The sequence below is a fragment of the Streptomyces sp. NPDC007088 genome (assembly GCF_042869355.1).
GTDB lineage: Bacteria > Actinomycetota > Actinomycetes > Streptomycetales > Streptomycetaceae > Streptomyces.
Genome location: NZ_JBIAFO010000001.1, coordinates 391,860 through 410,851, shown reverse-complemented (window position 1 = coordinate 410,851; position 18,992 = coordinate 391,860). Strand labels below are relative to the sequence as shown.

General features: G+C 73.4%; 16 protein-coding genes. 4 read left to right on the top strand and 12 right to left on the bottom strand.

Going from position 1 to position 18,992, the window contains the following annotated elements; all coding sequences use genetic code 11:
- Positions 1 to 445 precede the first annotated feature (445 nt).
- Entirely contained in the window at positions 446 to 1,855 is a 1,410-nt protein-coding gene (gene glnA / locus ACFYMP_RS01795) for a type I glutamate--ammonia ligase (RefSeq protein ID WP_388848797.1), read from the bottom strand.
- Between the two features lie 236 nt (positions 1,856 to 2,091).
- Between glnA and ACFYMP_RS01790 the strand changes: the two genes are divergently transcribed.
- Positions 2,092 to 2,559, top strand: coding sequence for an RDD family protein (locus ACFYMP_RS01790; RefSeq protein WP_388848794.1), 468 nt, complete (start codon positions 2,092 to 2,094; stop codon positions 2,557 to 2,559).
- 264 nt (positions 2,560 to 2,823) lie between these two features.
- Here the strand turns inward: ACFYMP_RS01790 and ACFYMP_RS01785 are convergent, their stop codons facing one another.
- The 4 genes from ACFYMP_RS01785 to lipB all read right to left on the bottom strand — a co-directional run bounded on the left by ACFYMP_RS01785 (position 2,824) and on the right by lipB (position 6,091).
- Complete coding sequence (locus tag ACFYMP_RS01785) at positions 2,824 to 3,525, bottom strand: DUF4191 domain-containing protein (protein WP_388848791.1); 702 nt, start codon at positions 3,523 to 3,525, stop codon at positions 2,824 to 2,826.
- Between the two features lie 30 nt (positions 3,526 to 3,555).
- On the bottom strand, positions 3,556 to 3,771 hold the full coding sequence (locus tag ACFYMP_RS01780; protein WP_388848788.1) for a hypothetical protein: 216 nt from the start codon (positions 3,769 to 3,771) through the stop codon (positions 3,556 to 3,558).
- Between the two features lie 335 nt (positions 3,772 to 4,106).
- On the bottom strand, positions 4,107 to 5,075 hold the full coding sequence (gene lipA, locus ACFYMP_RS01775) for a lipoyl synthase (protein WP_388848785.1): 969 nt from the start codon (positions 5,073 to 5,075) through the stop codon (positions 4,107 to 4,109).
- Positions 5,076 to 5,290: 215 nt separating this feature from the next.
- Complete coding sequence (lipB, locus tag ACFYMP_RS01770) at positions 5,291 to 6,091, bottom strand: lipoyl(octanoyl) transferase LipB (RefSeq protein ID WP_388848782.1); 801 nt, start codon at positions 6,089 to 6,091, stop codon at positions 5,291 to 5,293.
- A 223-nt stretch (positions 6,092 to 6,314) separates the two neighbouring features.
- Here lipB and ACFYMP_RS01765 point away from each other — a divergent pair, with 223 nt between their 5' ends.
- Positions 6,315 to 7,886: a regulator gene (locus tag ACFYMP_RS01765; RefSeq protein WP_388848779.1), complete on the top strand. Its 1,572-nt coding sequence runs from the start codon at positions 6,315 to 6,317 to the stop codon at positions 7,884 to 7,886.
- 81 nt (positions 7,887 to 7,967) lie between these two features.
- On the opposite strand, the gene ACFYMP_RS01760 is transcribed toward ACFYMP_RS01765, so the two are convergent.
- The gene (locus tag ACFYMP_RS01760) at positions 7,968 to 9,272 is read right to left on the bottom strand and encodes an NAD(P)/FAD-dependent oxidoreductase (RefSeq protein ID WP_388848776.1); all 1,305 of its coding nucleotides are present in this window, start codon (positions 9,270 to 9,272) and stop codon (positions 7,968 to 7,970) included.
- Between the two features lie 166 nt (positions 9,273 to 9,438).
- Positions 9,439 to 10,344: a TIGR01777 family oxidoreductase gene (locus ACFYMP_RS01755; protein ID WP_388848773.1), complete on the bottom strand. Its 906-nt coding sequence runs from the start codon at positions 10,342 to 10,344 to the stop codon at positions 9,439 to 9,441.
- A 172-nt stretch (positions 10,345 to 10,516) separates the two neighbouring features.
- Between ACFYMP_RS01755 and ACFYMP_RS01750 the strand changes: the two genes are divergently transcribed.
- Both ACFYMP_RS01750 and ACFYMP_RS01745 read left to right on the top strand, forming a co-directional pair.
- Positions 10,517 to 11,098: a GNAT family N-acetyltransferase gene (locus ACFYMP_RS01750; RefSeq protein ID WP_388848770.1), complete on the top strand. Its 582-nt coding sequence runs from the start codon at positions 10,517 to 10,519 to the stop codon at positions 11,096 to 11,098.
- Between the two features lie 229 nt (positions 11,099 to 11,327).
- Positions 11,328 to 12,467 (top strand): PP2C family protein-serine/threonine phosphatase, encoded by a 1,140-nt coding sequence (locus ACFYMP_RS01745; RefSeq protein ID WP_388849555.1) that lies wholly within the window; start codon positions 11,328 to 11,330, stop codon positions 12,465 to 12,467.
- A gap of 91 nt (positions 12,468 to 12,558) precedes the next feature.
- On the opposite strand, the gene ACFYMP_RS01740 is transcribed toward ACFYMP_RS01745, so the two are convergent.
- The 5 genes from ACFYMP_RS01740 to ACFYMP_RS01720 all read right to left on the bottom strand — a co-directional run bounded on the left by ACFYMP_RS01740 (position 12,559) and on the right by ACFYMP_RS01720 (position 18,925).
- Entirely contained in the window at positions 12,559 to 13,086 is a 528-nt protein-coding gene (locus ACFYMP_RS01740) for a DUF4240 domain-containing protein (protein WP_388848767.1), read from the bottom strand.
- Between the two features lie 226 nt (positions 13,087 to 13,312).
- Positions 13,313 to 14,281, bottom strand: coding sequence for a helix-turn-helix transcriptional regulator (locus ACFYMP_RS01735; protein ID WP_388848764.1), 969 nt, complete (start codon positions 14,279 to 14,281; stop codon positions 13,313 to 13,315).
- A gap of 72 nt (positions 14,282 to 14,353) precedes the next feature.
- Complete coding sequence (locus tag ACFYMP_RS01730) at positions 14,354 to 15,142, bottom strand: VOC family protein (protein WP_388848761.1); 789 nt, start codon at positions 15,140 to 15,142, stop codon at positions 14,354 to 14,356.
- Between the two features lie 202 nt (positions 15,143 to 15,344).
- The gene (gene aceE / locus ACFYMP_RS01725) at positions 15,345 to 18,041 is read right to left on the bottom strand and encodes a pyruvate dehydrogenase (acetyl-transferring), homodimeric type (RefSeq protein ID WP_388848759.1); all 2,697 of its coding nucleotides are present in this window, start codon (positions 18,039 to 18,041) and stop codon (positions 15,345 to 15,347) included.
- 260 nt (positions 18,042 to 18,301) lie between these two features.
- On the bottom strand, positions 18,302 to 18,925 hold the full coding sequence (locus ACFYMP_RS01720; protein ID WP_388848756.1) for a GntR family transcriptional regulator: 624 nt from the start codon (positions 18,923 to 18,925) through the stop codon (positions 18,302 to 18,304).
- Between the last annotated feature and the right edge of the window lie 67 nt (positions 18,926 to 18,992).

Below are 18,992 nucleotides of genomic sequence, written 5' to 3'. Positions count from 1 at the left end.
GACGGCGTCGCCACCCGCCGTCCTGTTCGCTCACCTCCTCCCGGCCCCGGCTGCCCGAGCACTCAGTCCCCGGCGACCCCGCCCGGCAGCGCGTCCCGGCCACGAGCAAGCCGGGAAACGCGGCCCCGGCGCCCCCCCCGGCGCTCCCCGCGGCAACACCCGCGAGCGCGCGGGCCCTTGAGCCGGCGGCCCCGCCCCGTCCGGGAGACGCGCGACCGGGTCCGGGACCGGGACCGGATGGTGCGCGGCACACGTAACGGCGACCCGGGCCGGAGACGGCGAGGGCCGCTACCCCGCGTGTGGGGTAGCGGCCCTCGCTCGTGCTCAGGACACCGGGTCAGTGGACCGGCCGGCCGGTGCGCACTCGGCGCACACGGGGGACGCAAGCGAGCGGTGACGCGGAGAACCGCTCCGGGCCCGCTCGCCGGCCCCGCCTCGCAGGGATTTAGAGGTCGAAATACAGCTCGAACTCGTGGGGGTGCGGGCGGAGCTGGATCGGGGCGATCTCGGCGGTGCGCTTGTAGTCGATCCAGGTCTCGATCAGGTCGGAGGTGAAGACACCGCCGGCCTGGAGGTACTCGTTGTCGTCCTCCAGGGCGTTGAGGACGGCGGGGAGGGAGGTCGGGACCTGGGGGACGCCCGCGTGCTCCTCGGGGGCCAGCTCGTAGAGGTCCTTGTCGATCGGCTCGGCCGGCTCGATCTTGTTCTTGACGCCGTCCAGGCCCGCGAGGAGGAGGGCCGAGAAGGCCAGGTACGGGTTGGAGGACGGGTCGGGGGCGCGGAACTCGACGCGCTTGGCCTTCGGGTTCGAGCCGGTGATCGGGATGCGCATCGCGGCGGAACGGTTGCGCTGCGAGTAGACCAGATTGACCGGGGCCTCGAAGCCGGGGACCAGGCGGTGGTAGGAGTTCACCGTCGGGTTGGTGAAGGCCAGCAGGGAGGGGGCGTGCTTGAGGATGCCGCCGATGTAGTAGCGGGCGGTGTCCGAGAGGCCCGCGTAGCCCTGCTCGTCGTAGAAGAGCGGCGTGCCGCCCGACCACAGCGACTGGTGGACGTGCATGCCCGAGCCGTTGTCGCCGAAGATCGGCTTCGGCATGAAGGTCGCGGTCTTGCCGTTGCGCCAGGCGACGTTCTTCACGATGTACTTGAAGAGCATCAGGTCGTCGGCCGCGGCCAGCAGCGTGTTGAACTTGTAGTTGATCTCGGCCTGGCCGGCGGTGCCCACCTCGTGGTGCTGGCGCTCGACCTCAAGGCCCGCGCTCTCCAGCTCCAGGGAGATCTCGGCGCGCAGGTCGGCGAAGTGGTCGACCGGCGGGGCCGGGAAGTAACCGCCCTTGTAGCGGACCTTGTAGCCGCGGTTGTTCACCTCGGAGCCCGTGTTCCAGGCACCGGCCTCGGAGTCGATCTCGTACACCGAGCGGTTCGCCGTGGTCTCGAAGCGGACGCTGTCGAACACGTAGAACTCGGCCTCGGGGCCGAAGTACGCGGTGTCGGCGATACCGGTGGAGGCGAGGTACGCCTCGGCCTTCTTGGCCACGTTGCGCGGGTCACGGCTGTACTGCTCGCCGGTGATCGGGTCGTGGATGAAGAAGTTGATGTTCAGCGTCTTGTCGCGGCGGAAGGGGTCCACCCGGGCCGTCGACAGGTCGGCGCGCAGCGCCATGTCCGACTCGTGGATGGCCTGGAAGCCGCGGATCGACGAACCGTCGAAGGCCAGCTCCTCCGCCGGGTCGAACGCCTTGGCGGGCACCGTGAAGTGCTGCATCACACCCGGCAGGTCGCAGAACCGGACATCGACGAACTTGACGTCCTCGTCGGCGATGTACTTCTGTGCGTCGTCGGCGTTCTGGAACATCCAACTCCTCCTCCTCCCACCCGGGGAGGGGCGGGGGTTTTCAGCTCTTTGCGTGAGCCAGTGCGGTGGCACACGGTGGAGCCGACCATAGGGACGGGGGATTTCTCAAGCGTGACCCATTTGTTTCGCTGAAGTTAACCGCCCCGGTCGTGACCGACCTCATGCCGCTGCCCTTCCCTCCACGGTGCGCCGACCTCCGCGCCGGGGCCACCGCGGCGCGCAGTACCGTGGTGTACGTGGACAACAGGGAAGCAATCGGATCGTGGCTCTCGGGGCCGCGTGCGGCGGCCGAACAGATGGGCGTCGACTTCGGGTACCGCGGACAGCGGCTCGGACTGCCCGAGGAGGGGCCCGGCTCCATCGCCCCCCTCGGCCGCCGGTTCGGCGCCCTGATCGTCGACTGGGCGCTGTGCATGCTCATCGCATACGGCCTGATCTCGCGCGGTGACCAGCAGGCGACCGGAAACTGGGCCCTGCTCGTCTTCCTCGTACTGAGTCTGCTGACCGTCTCCACGGTCGGCTGCACGCCGGGGAAGGCGCTCTTCCGGCTCCGGGTCGTGTCCCTGGACGGTGGGCGGCTCGGTGTCGCGCGCGGCGTCCTGCGCAGCGCCTTGCTGTGTATCGCGGTGCCCGCGCTCATCTGGGACCGCGACTCGCGCGGACTGCACGACCGGCTCGCGCGCGCCGTGCAGATCAGGGTCTGAGCCGTGCGGATCGAGGTCTGAGCCGTGCGGATCGGGGTCTGAGCCGTGCGGATCGGGGTCTGAGCCGTGCGGATCGGGGTCTGAGCGGATCGGGCTCCGAAACGGCCGGGGGATCGGTCGCCACGGGGCGCGGTGCACGGAGGTGCGATACGCCGAGGGGCGGGACCGGTTCTCCGGTCCCGCCCCTCGGCGTACGCCCCGCGGTCCCGCGGGTGGCTCGGCGGACAGCGCGGCCCGGTCGGCGGGCGGCGGTGGTGCCGTGTCTCAGCGCGCCTTGGGCCCGCCGCGCGGCATCCGCATCCCCTTGGGCATCGGGCCCTTCGGGAGCGGCATGTTCTTCATCAGATCGCCCATGGCGCGCAGCCGGTCGTTGGTCTGCGTCACCTGCGGGCCCGTGAGCACGCGCGGGTACTTGAGCAGCGTCGTGCGCACCTTCTTGAGGGGCACCTGGCCCTCCCCGTTGCCGACGATCACGTCGTGCACGGGGACGTCGGCGACCACGCGGGCCATCCGCCGCTTCTCGGAGGCGAGCAGGCTCTTCACCCGGTTCGGGTTGCCCTCGGCGACCAGCACGATGCCGGCCTTGCCGACCGCGCGGTGCACGACGTCCTGACTGCGGTTCATCGCGACCGCCGTCGTCGTCGTCCAGCCGCGCTTCATCTGGTCGAGCACCGCGGCCGCCGCCCCCGGCTGGCCCTCCATCTGGGAGAACGCCGCATGCTCGGCCCGCCGTCCGAAGACGATCGCCATCGCGAGAAACGCGAGGAGGAGACCGAGGATGCCCAGATAGACCGGGTGACCGATCAGGAAACCGATGCCGAGGACGACACCCAAGGTGACGATTCCCACAGCCCCGATCACGAGACCGATCTTCGGATCGGCCCTTCGGGTCATCTTGTACGTGAGAGCGATCTGTTTCAGTCGCCCCTGATTCGCAGAGCTCTCTGCGTTGTCCTTCCTCGCCATGACAGGAAGTTTACGTGCCCCGCCCCGGGCCTACGACGTGCGGGCGGCAACGGCCCGCAGGACCTGCTCGGTCTCGGCCCGGTCGCGGGCCCGGCTGCGGTCCTCCAGTACGGAGTTCCAGGCGTTGCGGCGCGCGGTGCGACGGCTGCCCGCCAGCAGGACGGCCTCGACGGCGCGCAGCGCACCGGAGACGGACGGAGCGGACGGCAGGGTGCGGACGGTGACGCGGGCGGGCGCTTCCTGCATGGCGGTTCCCCTCGGAATCTCTCAGAGCAAGGTCTCACGAGCGAAGGCGGTGACACGGAGCGAAGGCGGCAACGGGACGCGGTACCGGTACGCGACGGTGGTGAGCGCGGCGTGAGGACAGCGTCACAGCTCGGTGTTACCAGGACGTGACCGAGGGGTCAAACACCCATGAAGAGCGGGGAACGGGGCCGGCGGCCGGGCCCGGACGGGGAAAAGGCCCCGGGGCGCGCCCTCAACTGGGAGGACGCGCCCCGGGACCGTGCCGCCCCGCGCTACCGCCGGGTAATCGCTTGTGCGGGAGTTCACACACCCCGGGGCGCGCGGAGCGCCGGTGCTCAGACGGTCGGCAGCACCGTGGCCAGCTCGCCGCGCCGCTCCATCGCCTGGGTGAAGAGGCGGCCGGCCCGGTACGAGGAGCGGACCAGCGGGCCCGACATGACACCGGAGTAACCGATCTCCTCGGCCTCCTCCTTCAGCTCCACGAACTCTTGCGGCTTGACCCAGCGCTCCACGGGGTGGTGCCGGGGGGAGGGGCGCAGGTACTGCGTGATGGTGATCAGCTCGCACCCGGCCTCGTGCAGGTCGCGCAGCGCCTCGCTGACCTCCTCGCGGGTCTCGCCCATGCCCAGGATGAGGTTCGACTTGGCGATCAGCCCGGCCTTGCGGGCCTCGGTGATGACCTTGAGCGAGCGCTCGTAGCGGAAACCGGGGCGGATGCGCTTGAAGATGCGCGGCACCGTCTCCACGTTGTGCGCGAGTACCTCGGGGCGGGAGGAGAAGACCTCGGCGAGCTGGTCCGGCTCCGCGTTGAAGTCGGGGATCAGCAGTTCGACCTTGGTGCGGCCGAGCGGGCGCGCGTCGGTCATCGCGTGGATCTGGCGGACCGTCTCGGCGTACAGCCAGGCGCCGCCGTCCTCCAGGTCGTCGCGCGCGACGCCGGTGATGGTGGCGTAGTTGAGGTCCATCGTGACGACCGACTCGCCGACCCGGCGGGGTTCGTCACGGTCGAGCGCCTGCGGCTTGCCGGTGTCGATCTGGCAGAAGTCGCAGCGCCGGGTGCACTGGTCGCCACCGATGAGGAAGGTCGCCTCGCGGTCCTCCCAGCACTCGTAGATGTTGGGGCAGCCGGCCTCCTGGCACACCGTGTGCAGACCCTCGCTCTTGACGAGTTTCTGCAGTGCGTTGTACTCGGGGCCCATTTTGGCCCGGGTCTTGATCCACTCGGGCTTGCGCTCGATGGGGGTCTGGCTGTTCCGGACCTCCAGGCGGAGCATCTTCCGCCCGTCGGGTGCGACTGCGGACACGTCCGGTGCCCCTTTCTGCCGTGGTGCGGGGAGTCTCCGTGAGGTCCTGGTGGCGCGGGTGGCGCGCAGGACCTGCTCCGGACACCCACTGGGCCTCGCGGCTTTCGATTCTTCGGTTCGTACCAGCGTACGCCCGTGATGTGACGCCTCTCATGGGTGGCCAACCGGCGCACTCGCAGGCGCATTCCCCCGGACGGCCCAGTGGCGTGGCGGGTTCAGGCGGCCGTCGTCGTGCGGGGCGGTGCGCCCGCGCCGGTCAGCACGTCCGTCAGATGCCTCTCGATCACCGGCAGGACGTCCAGGACGGTGACGTCCCGGCCCAGCTCCTCGGCGAGCGAGGCGACGCCCGCGTCCTTGATGCCGCACGGGACGATGCGGTCGAAGCCGGTGGTGTCGGGGTGCACGTTCAGCGCGAAGCCGTGCATCGTGACACCGCGCGCGACCCGCACGCCGATCGCCGCGAGCTTGCGGTCCTCGTGGCGCTGCCCGGCGTTGGAGGGCGCGTACTCGGGGCCCGCGAGCCGCGCGTCGAACAGGGGGTCGGTGCGGTCCAGGTCCAGGGTCAGCCCGCCGAAGGACGGACGCCGCTCCAGCGGGTCGCCCAGCACCCACACGCCGCTGCGGCCCTCGACCCGGGTGGTCTCCAGACCGAACTCGGCGCACGTGCGGATCAGGGCCTCCTCCAGGTTGCGGACGTGGGAGATCACGTCGACCGGGCTGGGCAGCCGCAGGATCGGGTAGCCCACGAGCTGCCCCGGACCGTGCCAGGTGATCTTGCCGCCCCGGTCCACGTCGATGACCGGGGTGCCGTCCAGCGGGCGTTCGCTCTCCTCGGTCCTGCGGCCCGCCGTGTACGTCGGCGGGTGCTCCAGGAGCAGGCAGGTGTCGGGGACCTCGTCCGCGATCCGGGCCGCGTGCACCCGGCGCTGCTCCTCCCACGCCTGGAGGTAGTCGGTGTACTCGACCTCGGCGGCCTTTGGGTCCAGGCCCAGACGGACGAATCGCAGCTCACTCACGGTGCGTGCCCCTCCTGCTGTGTCCGGGCGCCCGGACCGCGCCCGGGGCTGCGCCCACCCGGCCACTGTACGGCGGCGACCCGACCGTCAGTTCTCCGGGCAATCCTCACACGATCGGATGAACGAGGGGCGAAGGGCGTGATGCGCTCGCCGGGGCCCGTTACATTCGCGCCGTTCCAGGAGGGCTGCTCCCGGGCCCGGAAGGCAGGAGACCGCACAGCTGATGACGGAACGACTCCCTCAGCGCACCCCCAATCGACAGCTCGCCGCGCTCATCGCGGAGGCGGGGTTCTCCAACGCCGGTCTGGCCCGTCGGGTCGACCAGTTGGGCCTTGAGCACGGTCTCGATCTCAGATACGACAAGACCTCCGTGACGCGCTGGCTGCGCGGTCAGCAGCCACGCGGCACCACCCCCGCCCTGATCGCCGAGGTGTTCACGCGCCGCCTCGGCCGCAGACTCAGCGCCCAGGACCTCGGCCTCGACGCCTGCGCCCCGGTCTACGCCGGGCTGGAGTTCGCCGCGAGCCCCGAGGAGGCCGTCGACATCGTCGGCGGCCTGTGGCGCAAGGACTCCGGCAGCCACGCCGAGCTGCGCAAGATCGCGTTCACCCCGGCCGGGCTCGTGGTGCCCAGCCGGGACTGGCTCATCGGCCGGCCCGACGACCGGGTCGGCCGCCTCGCCGAGGAGCGGCAGAACCGGCCGGAGCCGACACCGGCCGGTTCCGCTCTCCACGGCGGGGCGGCCCCGGCGCCCGCGCCCCCGGGGCCGCACCCCGGCCGGGTGCCCGCCCAGGCGCGCCCTGGGGGTCTGCGCGGGCAGCCGGCCCCCGCCGTCCCCGCCCTGCCCGCGGGGCCCGGCTGGGGCCGCCAGGGCACCGAGCGGGGCCCCGGACAGAAGGTCACGGCCGGGGACATCGCCGCGCTGCGGTCGGTGGGCGACCTCTTCCGCACCCTCGACCACGCCTACGGCGGCGGCCACGCGCGCCAGGCCCTCGTGCGCTATCTGGAGCACGAGGCCGAACCCATGCTGCGCGGGGTCTACGGCGAGCAGACCGGCCGCAGGCTCTTCGCGGCCGCCGCCGACCTCACCCGGCTCGCCGGCTGGACCTCGTACGACATCGCCGCGCACGGGCTCGCCCAGCGGTACTTCGTCCAGGCGCTGCGCCTGTCGCAGGCGGCCGACGACCGGGCGTACGGCAGTTACGTCCTGGTCACGATGAGCAGGCAGGCCGTCTACCTCGGCCACGGGCGGGAGGCGGTGCAGCTGGCCCGGGTGGCCCAGCAGGGCGTGGGGACCACCGCGCCCCCGGTCGTCCAGGCCCTGCTGCACGCGGCCGAGGCGCGCGGCCACGGGGTGCTCGGCGAGGTCCGGGCGTGCACCGCCTCGCTCGTGCGCGCCGAGCGGGCGCTGGAGTCCTCGCGGCCCGGCGACGAGATCCCGTACTGGGCCCGCTTCTTCGACGAGGCGCAGCTCGCCGACGAGTTCGGGCACTGCTACCGCGACCTCCAGCAGTACCGCTCCTCCGCCCAGCACGCCGAGCGTTCCCTGCAACTGCGGGACGCGGGCTTCGCGCGCAGCCGGCTGTTCTGCCGCGTCGTGCTGGCCACCGCCCGGCTCGGTCTCGGCGACCTCGACACGGCCTGCGCGCTCGGGGCCGAGGCGGCGCAGGCGGCGGGGGAGATGCGCTCGGTGCGGGCCCTGGAGTACGTACGGGACTTCGAGCGGCGGCTGGAGCCGCACCGGGACGCGGCGCCGGTGCGCGGCTACCGGGACCGGGTCGCGGCCTACCAGTAGCCCGGGGCGGAGCGCGGTGGCCGTGAGCCGGCCGGAGGGCGGGGCGACCCCTCCGTACGGCCCCGCGGCCCTCGCCCTGTCTCAGGCCACCCGCGGCAGTCCGTGCGGCAGGCGGGACGGGCTCATCCCGAAGTCCCGCAGGACCGCGTGGGCGGCCCGCCGGGCGGAGCGCAGCGCGCCCTGCGCCGAGCCGGTGTCGCGGTGGTCCCCGCACACGTACAGGCCCGACAGGACCCGCACCGGCCGGCGCGGGTCGTGCGGGGGCGTCATGGCCGGTACGGCCTCCGGATCGTGGTGCACGGCGAGCAGTTCCCAGTCCTCGGTGTCCACGCCGTACAGCGCGGACAGGTGGGTGCGCACCGGGCGGTCGATCCCGGCGGGGGAGCGGCCGGGCACCGTCGAGGTGACGAGGGTCCGGCCCGCCGGGGCCCGCGTCGGGTCGACCGCGCTGAGCACCGCCGTGTGCGAGACGGGCCCCGAGCGGTCCCCGTCCAGCAGCAGCGAGCCACCGACCGGCGGCGGCTGCGGGACGCTGTGGTGCAGCACCGTCACCGGGTGGAAGCCGGGCACCCGCAGGCCCGGCAGGAGTTCGGCGGCGGCCCGCGCCCCGGTGGCCACGAGCAGCGCGCGGCAGCCGATCTCGCCGTGCTCCTTCGTGGACACCACGGAGGTCGAGGCGGCCGTCACGTGCACCCCGGTGCGGACCGTGCCGGGCGGCAGGGCCGCGGCGAGCCGTTCGGGCAGGGCGGCGCAGCCGCCCTCCGGCAGGCACAGCCGGCCCCGCGCGAAGTCGCGCAGCGCGAGATCGGCGACGCGGGAGGAGCTGCCCAGCTCCCGGTCCATGAGCAGCGCCGTCAGCAGAGGGCGCAGGAAGCCGTCCGAGGCGCGCGCGGGCAGGCCCCAGGCCGCCGCCGTCCCGGCCGCCGTGCCCTCCGCGCGCTGGGCGAGACGGTCGTCGTCCGTCGTGGCGAGACGGGCCAGCGCGGCGCTCAGCCGGGCCTGGTCCAGCGGGCGGGGGGCGCTCGCGAGGGCGCGCGCCGTGGTGAGTGCGCCCCTTGTGCCCCGGCCCTCGGCGAAGCGGCGCCTGCGGCCCCCGCTGTGCACGAGCACGCCCGGCGCGAAGGCGCGCAGCACGAGACCGTCCAGACCCGGGGTGCGCCCCAGTTCGGGGTGCGCGGTACTGAGCAGCTGGCCGATCCGGTCGAGCCGGAAGCCGTCGACCTCCTCGGTGGCCATCCGGCCGCCGACCCGGTTGTCGGCCTCCAGCACGCTGACCGTGGCCCCCGCGCTGGTCAGATGGTGTGCGGCGGCGAGCCCGGCGATCCCGGCCCCGACGATGACCACGTCCGCCTGCTGTTCCGTGTGTTGCTGTGCCGTCCTGAGCACGGCCCCTCCCTGGTCTCGGGCGGTTGCTGTCCGGGCAGGTGCCCGCGACGAGGCGGGGGATGCCCGGATTCGGGGCCGAGCGTAGGTGGCACCCGGTGCCGGGGCGTAGCCGCAGGAGGGGGCGCGGGGTGGCACGAGGGGTTCTCGGTCGGGCCGGTGATGGGCGCTACCTCACCAGTGCCGCCGCGATCGCCTCGTCGATGTGCGGGAAGGCGAAGCGGAAGCCGGACTCCAGGAGTCTGGCGGGCAGCACCCGCTGACTGCCGAGCACGTCCGAGGAGAACTCGCCCAGGGCCAGCTTCAGCGCGGCCGTCGGTACCGGGAAGGGCGTCGGGCGGTGCAGGACGCGGCCCATCGCGGCCGTCACCTCACGGTTGGTCACCGGCTCGGGCGCCGTCAGGTTCACCGGGCCCGCGAGGGTGTCCGTGTCGAGGATGTGCCGCAGCGCCGCGACCTCGTCGTGCAGGGAGACGAAGCTCCAGAACTGGCGCCCGTCGCCCAGCCGGCCGCCGAGCCCGGCACGGAACAGCGGGAACAGCCGCCCCCAGGCCCCGCCCTCGCGCGACACGACCAGCCCGGTGCGGGCGAAGGCGGTGCGCACCCCGGCCTCCTCGGCCGCCGAGGCCGCCGCCTCCCACTCCACGCACACGTCGGGCAGGAAACCGTCCCCGGGACCCGCCTCCTCGTCCACGGCCCGCTCACCCGTGTCGCCGTAGTAGCCGATCGCGCTGCCGCACAGGAACACCTCCGGCGGCTCGTCCAGGGAGACGACCGCGTCGGCGAGGGCCGCCGTGCCCAGCACCCGGCTGTCGCGGATCTCCCGCTTGTACTCCGCCGTCCAGCGGTGGTCCCCGACCCCGGCGCCCGCGAGGTTGACGACGGCCCGGCAGCCCACGAGGGCCGCCGTGTCGACGTACTGCTCCTTGGGGTCCCAGCGCGCCTCGTCCGGCGCCTCCGGCTCGTGCCGCACCAGACGCACCACCTCGTGCCCGTCGGCCCGCAGGGAGCGGGTCAGCGCCCGTCCGATGAGCCCCGAGGCGCCCGACACCGCGATCTTCGAGTGCTGTTCCATGCGCGTATCGTGCCCCGCGCGCCGCCGTCCAGACGGCAGGCGGCCGTACCCGTCGCGTCCGCGTACCGGTCTTTGGACGGCGCACGGCCGGGCCCGCCCGCACGAGCGCCGGGCCGGGACGGCGGGCGGCCGTGCCTGTCGGGCGGAGGCGCCGCCGCTCTACAGTGATCCCATGCCTGCCGAACGGACGACCGATCAGCTCGCTCTGGGCGCGCACCGCACCACACCGGCCCTGCGCGCGCTGCGGACCCCGCCCGGAGTGACCCTGCGACTGGGCCACGACAGGGACGACGCCGCGCTCGCCCGGCTCGACGCCGACATCTGGTCCACCGCGCACGCGGTCATGCCGCGCCCCGAACAGCCCCTCGCCCCCTTCTTCGACGGCCGCCGGTCCCGCCCCGAGCAGCACCTGATCGCCGAACTCGACGGGGAACTCGCCGGCTACCTGCGCCTGCTGCCGCCCACCCCGCTGCCCGCCAACGCGCACGTCCAGGCGATCCTGGGCCTGGCCGTCGCCGGCCGGGCGCGCGGCCGGGGCCTGGGGCGCGCGCTGCTGCGGGCCGCCGTCGCACGCGCCCGGGAGCTGGGCGCACGGCGCGTCACCCTGCGGGTGCTCGGACACAACACGCCCGCCCGGCGGCTGTACGCGTCGGAGGGCTTCGTCGTGGAAGGTGTCCTGCCCGGGGAGATGTACCTGGACGGCCGATACGTCGACGACGTCCTCATGGGCAGGACGCTGACCACGGCGGAGTGATTCGGCATGCGCCCGGCGGCCACCCGTAGAAAGGTGGACACGCCCGTGCCACAGGCACGCGGCACCAACGAACGGCGGCCCGGAGGGAGCGGTACCGATGCGCGGGTCGGGAGGCTCCGGCCACCCCACGGGCGCCACGGAGCCCGAGGGTGCCGGGGAACGCACACGCAGGCTGGGGGCCGCCGCGCGCGCCGCGCTGCGCCGCAGGGACAGCCGCAGCGCGGGCTGGCTGCGCGGCGCCCCGCCGCCCGTCTGGGTGCGCCGGCTCCCCCTCCTGCTGCTCGTCGCGCTCACCGTCTTCCAGATCGTCGTGCGCCGCCGCGTCGAACTCGGCTTCCTGATCGGCGCGATCCCGCCGCTCGCCGCCCTGTCCTACGGGGCCTTCGGCACGGCCGTCTTCAGCGGCGTCGTCCTGGTCCTGCTGTGGGTCCCGGCGATCAGGCTCGGCCACCCGGCCCGCTCCGACCTGCTGACCGTCGCCTTCGTCGCGGTGCTGAGCGTCCTCATCGCCTGGGTGCGCAGCCGCAGGGACGCCCAGCTCGTCACGGTGCGCACCGTCGCGGAGGCCGCCCAGTTCGCCGTCCTGCCACCGCTGCCGCCCCGGGTGGGCCCGGTGCGCTGCGCGGGCCTGTACCGCGCCGCCCAGCACGGCACCCTCGTCGGCGGCGACCTGTTCGACGTGCGGGACGGGCCCTACGGCGTACGCGCCCTGGTCGGCGACGTGCAGGGCCACGGGCTCGCCGCCGTCGGCACCGTCGCCGCCCTGCTCGGCGCGTTCCGCGAGGCCGTGCTCGACCAGCCCGAGCTGTCCGGGGTGGCCGCCCAGCTCGACCGCAGGCTCACCGTCGACACCGAGGCGGCGACCCGCGAGGCGCTCCTCGACTACGGCGGCAGCGGCGAGGTGTACTCCGAACTCTTCGCGACCGCCGTACTGCTGGAGTTCCCGGTGGACTCCGCGCAGGTGCGCATCGTCTCCTGCGGCCACCCGCCGCCCCTCCTGCTCGGCCAGGCCGGGCGCACCGCCCGCGAGCTGACCGCGCCGCCCGGCCCGCCGCTCGGCCTGGGCGTGGGCCCCGCCCAGTACAAGCCCCTCACGGTGGCGATGGAACCCGGCGACCAGCTGCTCGCCATGACGGACGGCGTCACCGAGACCCGGGACCGCGCCGGCACCTTCTACCCGCTGCTGGAGCGCGCCGTCGCCCTGCGCGACGACGACCCGAGCGCCTTCACCGACGCGCTGTGGGTGGATCTCGTCGCGTACGCCCACGGGGACATCACCGACGACGTCGCGCTGCTCGTCTTCGCGCCCGACCCCGAGGACCGGCGCGGGGCCTCCGCGCGCCGGGAGGGAAAGGGCCGCCGGGTGTGACCGACGGTTCGCGGCGTCGCCGCCAGGGCGGCCGCGCGCGTGGCGGACGGGTTCCGTCAGCCACGCCGCGAAGGCCGCCCGATGGCGCCGCTCAGCTCCCGAAACGCTCCCACAGGGCCGGATAGCGGCTCGCCAGCTCCCGTTCGTCGCCCAGCGGGAAGGGCGTCCCCTCCGGCTCGGGCGCCGGGGAGGGCAGCCCGAGGTCGGGCAACGGGGCGCCGGTCAGCTGCTCGTACGCCTCCTCCGCCGCGTCCCCCAGCTCACCGGCGTCCCCGTCGACCTCCTCGTCGAAGTCGGGCAGCAGGTCGGCGAGGGAGTCGGGGTCCTGCAGACCGCCCTCGAACACCTCCCGGCCCTGGGCGATCAGCCAGCAACGGAAGTAGTCGAAGCTCTCCTCGTCGGCGCCCTCGGGGGCGGCCAGCATCACCCCCGCGGCGCCCCACAGCTCCCAGTCCCAGGCCCGGCGGTGCCGGACCTCGAAATGGCGTGCGAAGTCCTGTACGGAGTCCGGGTCCAGCTGGAGCAGCCGGTCCACGACCAGCTCGGCCTGCTCCTCGGGGTCGCCGTCCGCGGCCTCCCGGGAACTGTCGATGATCTCCCAGAACTGCGTCTCGTCCATCACGAGGACAGGATCGTCCTTCGCGGGCCCCGACGCACCCCGAGCACGCCGGAAGCGGCCGTGTCGTTATCCGTCCGCGCCCGGGCGGACGCCCCACCGGCGCCAGGGGGCGCCCGGCGGATCACGCCGGGGCCCGGCACGGCACTCCCCGGGGCCCCGTCCGGGGACCCCGCGCCGTGTCGCCGAAACGCCCCACTGCCTCCTGCCCCAGCTCCGGCCGCCACGGTCAGCCGTAGCGCGCGGCCAGTTCCCGCGCCGTGCGGGCGAGGCGTTCGCGCAGGGCGGGCGGCGCCAGGACCTCCGCCTGCGCGCCCAGGCCCAGCAACTGCGTGCAGGCCACGTCCAGCGACTCCACCGGCAGCGTCACCGTGCGCCACCCCGAGGCGTCCGGCTCCGGGGCCCCGGCCAGGGCCTCCCGCACGACGGCCGCGTCCATGACGTGCGGCAGCGCTCCGGCGCCCGCCCGCGAGAGGCGCACGGTCACCTCCGTCCGCAGCAGGGCGCGGGCGAAGGCCGCCGAGTGCCGCGCCCAGAAGGCCGGGAGCGCGAAGTCCGCGTCCCGCACGAAGCCGTCCGCCCCCGGTTGCGCCTCCGTGAAGCGGTCCAGCCGGTACACCCGGAACTCCTCACCGGCCCGCGCGCACACGTACCAGACGCCCGCCTTGAGGACGAGACCGTACGGCTCCAGTTCACGCGCCACCTCCGTGCCGTCCCGCCGCCGGTAGCGCACCGTCAGCCGCCGGTCCTCCCACACCGCCTTCGCGACCGCCGGGAGCAGTTCGGGGGTCCCGGGCCGGTGGAACCAGGCAGGGGCGTCCAGGTGGAAGCGCTGCGCCGCCGTGCGCGGTGCGTCGCTCAGGGAGGGCATCAGGGCCGCGGAGACCTTCAGCCGGGCCGCCGAGGCGGTGTCCGCCAGGCCCATGTCCCGCAGCGCGCCCGGCACCCCCGACAGGAACAGCGCCTCCGCCTCGCCGCGCGCCAGGCCCGTCAGCCGGGTGCGGTAGCCGCCCAGCAGCCGGTAGCCGCCCGAGCGGCCCCGGTCCGCGTACACCGGGACCCCGGCCTCCGACAGCGCCTGCGCGTCCCGCACCACCGTGCGCTCCGACACCTCCAGCTCCCGGGCCAGCTCCGCGCCGGTCATCGCCGGCCGGGACTGGAGGAGCAGCACCATCTTGATCAGCCGGGCAGCGCGCATACGGCCATGATGCCCGGAGCGGGAAGGAGCGCGGGCGCCCCGGCCCGGCCCCCCGCCCGCTTCCAGGTCAGCTCAGCTCAGTTCGCCGAGCCCGCTCAGCGGATTGAGGGCGAGCGCCGCGAACACCGCTCCCTGCGGATCGGACAGCACCGTGAAGCGGCCCTGCTCGATCGTGGTCGGCGGCACCAGCACCGTCCCGCCGTTGCGCGCGCAGCGCGCCGCCGTCGCGTCGCAGTCGGCGACCGCGACGTACACCATCCAGTGCGGGGGGATGTCCGGCGGGAACGAGGCGTTCATCTTCAGCAGGCCCCCGAAGGGCTCGCCCGCCACCGTCCACATCCGGTAGCCGCCCGGCGCGGCCGGGCTGGTCGTGGCCCAGCCCAGGATCGCCGCGTAGAAGTCGGCGGGCACGCTCAGGTCCCGCGTCGCCAGCTCGAACCAGCAGAAGCCGCCCATCGCGTTGACCACCCCGAAACCGGGGTGGTCGCGCCGCTGCCACAGACCGAACACCGCGCCCACCGGGTCCGCGCACACCGCGAACCTGCCCAGCTCCAGGATGTCCGTCGGTCCCGCGGTCACCGTGCCGCCGTTGGCCTCCACGCGGGCGATCACCGCGTCCACGCCCTCGGTCTGGAAGTACGGCATCCACGCGGCCGGCCGGTCCGGGGCCGCACTGGCCGCCAGGCCCCCCGCCGTACGCCCGTCCGCCAGGGCGAAGACCCCGTACCCGCTCGCGCCCGGATCGGGCATCTGCCGCACCTGCCAGCCGAACACGGCGCCGTAGAACCGCCCGGCGGCCTGCGTGTCGGGGGTGGTGAGATCCGCCCAGCAGGGCGCGGACGGCACGTTCGCGATCTTCATGAGCGGCTCCCGTACGAGGGTCGGGGCACGGGCGGTCGGGTACCGCCCCGTGGACCCCATTCACGCACGAGCCGCCATACCGGGCAAAGCGAGCGAGGGCGGCGCGGCTCGCGCCCACCGCGGCAACGCCCGAGGGGGCACGGCCGAAGCCGTGCCCCCTCGGGGAGAGCGCCCGCGTCCCGTGCGCCGGGACGCGGCGGTGTCACAGGCCGTAACGCTCGCGGGCCTGGGCGACGGCGGCCGGTTTGACCTCGCCGCGCTTGGCGAGCTGGGCCAGGGTCGCGACGACGATCGACTCGGCGTCCACCCCGAAGTGGCGGCGGGCCGCCTCACGGGTGTCGGAGAGGCCGAAGCCGTCCGCGCCGAGCGAGGCCCAGTCCTGCTCGACCCACTGGGCGATCTGGTCGGGCACCTGGCGCATGTAGTCGCTCACCGCGACGACCGGGCCCGGGGCGCCGGACAGCGCGCGGGTCACGTACGGGACGCGCTCCTCGCCGCGCAGCAGCGCCTCGTCCGCCTCCATGGCGTCCCGGCGCAGCTCGGTCCACGAGGTCGCGGACCACACGTCGGCGCCCACGCCCCACTCCTCGGCCAGCATCCGCTGGGCCTTGAGCGCCCAGTGGATCGCGGTACCCGAACCGAGCAGCTGCGCGCGGGGCGCGTCCTCGGTGACCGTGATCCCGGCGCTCTCGGCGGTGTTGAAGCGGTAGAGGCCCTTGATGATGCCCTCGTCCACACCCTCCGGCTTGGCCGGCTGCGGCATCGGCTCGTTGTAGACCGTCAGGTAGTAGAAGACGTTCTGGTCCTCGCCCGGGGCCGCCTCGCCGTACATGCGGCGCAGGCCCTCCTTGACGACCGCGGCGATCTCGTACGCGAAGGCCGGGTCGTAGCTCAGCGCCGCCGGGTTGGTCGCGGCGATGGCCGGGGAGTGGCCGTCGGCGTGCTGGAGACCCTCGCCCGTGAGCGTCGTACGGCCCGCCGTCGCGCCCACGAGGAAGCCGCGGCCGAGCTGGTCGGCGAGCTGCCACATCTGGTCGCCGGTGCGCTGCCAGCCGAACATCGAGTAGAAGATGTAGAACGGGATCATCTGCTCGCCGTGCGTCGCGTACGCGGTCGACGCGGCGATGAAGTCCGCCATCGAACCGGCCTCGGTGATCCCCTCGTTGAGGATCTGGCCGTTCTTGGCTTCCTTGTAGTACATGAGCTGGTCGCGGTCGACCGGCTCGTAGGTCTGGCCCTTCGGCGAGTAGATGCCGAGCGAGGGGAACAGGGACTCCATACCGAAGGTGCGGGCCTCGTCCGGGACGATCGGGACCCAGCGCCTGCCGGTCTCCTTGTCGCGGATGAGGTCCTTCACGAGGCGCACGAAGGCCATCGTGGTCGCCACCGGCTGCTTGCCGGAGCCCTTGTCGAAGGAGGCGAACGCCTTGTCGGCGGGGGCCGGGAGCGGGGCCAGCGGCTGGGTGCGGCGGGCCGGGGCCGGGCCGCCGAGCGCCGCGCGGCGCTCCTGGAGGTAGCGGACCTCGGGGGAGCCGGCGCCCGGGTGGCCGTAGGGCACCTGGCCGTCGACGAAGGCGGAGTCCGGGATCGGCAGGTCCAGCCGGTCCCGCATGTCCTTGAACTCCTCCACCGTGAGCTTCTTCATCTGGTGGTTGGCGTTCTTGGACTCGAAGCCCGCGCCGAGCGTGTGGCCCTTGACCGTCTGCGCCAGGATGACCGTCGGCCGGCCCTTGTGGGCGAGGGCGGCGCGGTAGGCGGCGTAGACCTTGCGGGACTCGTGGCCGCCGCGGGAGGACTTGAAACACTCCAGGATCTTGTCGTCGCTCAGCAGCTTCGCGAGCTCGGCGAGAGCGGGCTCGGCGCCGAAGAAGTGCTCGCGGATGTAGGCGACGTCGCGCGTCTGGTACGTCTGGAACTGGGCGTCCGGTACCTCGCGCAGGCGGCGTACCAGGGCGCCGGTGGTGTCGAGCCGGAACAGCTCGTCCCAGGCCGAGCCCCACAGGCTCTTGACCACGTTCCAGCCGGCGCCGCGGAACTCGGCCTCCAGCTCCTGCACGATCTTGAAGTTCGCGCGGACCGGGCCGTCGAGGCGCTGGAGGTTGCAGTTGATGACGAAGGTGACGTTGTCCAGGCCCTCGCGGGCGGCCAGCGTGAGGGCCGCCGTCGACTCGGGCTCGTCCATCTCGCCGTCGCCGAGGAAGGCCCAGACGTGGGACTGCGAGAGGTCCTTGATGCCGCGGCTGGTCAGGTAGCGGTTGAAGCGCGCCTGGTAGATCGCCGACAGCGGGCCGAGGCCCATGGACACCGTGGGGAACTCCCACAGCCAGGGCAGCCGGCGCGGGTGCGGGTACGAGGGAAGACCCTTGCCGCCCGCCTCCTGCCGGAAGTGGTCGAGGTGCTCCTCGGTGAGCCGGCCGTCGAGGAAGGCGCGGGCGTAGATACCGGGGGAGGCGTGGCCCTGGATGTAGAGCTGGTCGCCGGAGCCGTCCCCCTCCTTGCCCTTGAAGAAGTGGTTGAAGCCGGTCTCGTAGAGCCACGCGGCCGAGGCGAAGGTGGCGATGTGGCCGCCGACGCCGGCTTTGGAACCCCGGGTGACCATCGCGGCCGCGTTCCAGCGGTTCCACGCGGTGATCCTGGCCTCCAGCTCCTCGTCACCGTCGAGCGCGGGCTCGGCGGCGGTGGGGATGGAGTTGACGTAGTCCGTCTCCAGGAGCTTCGGCAGCGCCAGGCCGGCTCCCTCAGCGCGCTCCAGCGTGCGGCGCATCAGGTACGCGGCACGGTGCGGCCCGGCCGCCTCGGTAACGGCGTCCAGAGACGCCTGCCATTCGGCGGTCTCCTCGGGGTCGCGGTCCGGCAGCTGGTCGAGCTCGCTCGGCTGGGTGCGGGTGGGGTCGGTCATGACGCCGCCTTCCTTGTCGAAGGGGGGTGTTTAAGCCCTGTGGGAGGCAGGACAGGGCGGTGGACTCGGTGAAGTCCGTCGTCGACTGTAAGCCGGTGATCGATGATCGATCAAAGGGTTGACGGGAAAAACTTCACCTTCGGGCAAAAAATGGCATCCAGTGCCGTGGGAGTGGGCACGGAGTGTCGCTTGACCTGCGGTCTTCTCTTGTCCTCACGCGCCGGCCGGGCTGGACGGTGAGGGCTCCGTCACCGGTGGCGTCAGGCCCTCGGGGCGCAGCCCAAGACGTGCGACTTGACCAGGGGGCCGATGCCGGGGTCGTGGGCGCGGAAGGCCGCGACCAGGGCCTCGTGCTCCTCGGCGTAGGACTGCTGACGGGTGCCCAGCCAGCGGATGGACAGGGCGGTGAACACCTCGATGCCCAGGCCCTCCCAGGTGTGCAGCAGGACGGAGTTGCCGGCCGCGCGCACGAGTTCGCGGTGGAAGGCCACCGTGTGCCGCACCTGGCCCGTGCCGTCCGAGGCGCGGTCGGCCTCGTAGAGCGCCGCGACGTGCGGCTCCAGCGCCGAGCAGTCCAACGCGAGGCGGCTCGCGGCCAGTTCGGCCGCGATCTGCTCCAGGCCGGCCCGCACCGGATAGGACTCCTCCAGGTCGGCGGCGGTGATGTTGCGCACGCGCACGCCCTTGTTCGGCGCCGACTCGATCAGCCGCAGGCTCTCCAGCTCCCGCAACGCCTCCCTGACCGGCGTCTGGGACACCTCCAGCTCGACGGCGATCCTGCGCTCCACGATCCGCTCGCCGGGCTTCCACCGGCCGCTGACGATGCCTTCCACGATGTGCTCGCGGATCTGGTCACGCAGCGAGTGGATGACAGGCGCGGTCATGACGGGCTCCTACGGGCTCCTTGACAGGCTTTCGATACGAACCATACGGCGGCGCCCCCGTCCGGAA